At 62.0% G+C, this 474-nt stretch carries 1 pseudogene; it reads left to right on the top strand.

From position 1 onward, the window contains the following. Positions 1 to 474 (top strand): annotated as a pseudogene (locus tag JWG43_RS20735) (hypothetical protein); the annotation flags it as partial.

The following is a 474-nucleotide window of genomic DNA, read 5'->3' as shown; positions in this document are numbered from 1 at the left end:
GTCTTCGACAACATGCTGGTGCGCGCCGAGAACGGCTTCACCCGCAACGAAAGCAACTTCTATCAGGCGTCGCTAAACGTGCGCCACGATTTCAGCGACCGGCTGCATGGCAATCTGAAGGTCGGCGCCAACCGATCCGAAGCCCGCACGCCGCTCAATGTCGCCTATGCCTTCGAGGCCGCGGGCGTAAACGGCTACACCTTCGACTTCCGTGAGGACGATCGCCGGCCGCGCATCAACTACGGCTTTGACGTCACTTCGGGTCAACGCTTCACCCTGGTCAATGCGACGCGCAGCAACGCCGGCGGCAACTTTGACAACAAGGTCGGCGCCGGCTCACTGGCCTACGACTGGTCCGATTCTCTGACCTTCAAGATGGGCGGCGAGTATCGCACCTATGGGTTCGAGACCTTTGGCCTGACGCGGACCAAAACGTCTCCGACCGGCGCCGATCGACTGACCGGGGTCGACAGC

The sequence above is a fragment of the Desulfobulbus alkaliphilus genome, assembly GCF_016918545.1.
GTDB lineage: Bacteria > Desulfobacterota > Desulfobulbia > Desulfobulbales > Desulfobulbaceae > Desulfobulbus > Desulfobulbus alkaliphilus.
Note: the sequence above shows the minus strand (reverse complement) of the source record. Positions and strands in the feature narration are given on the sequence as shown.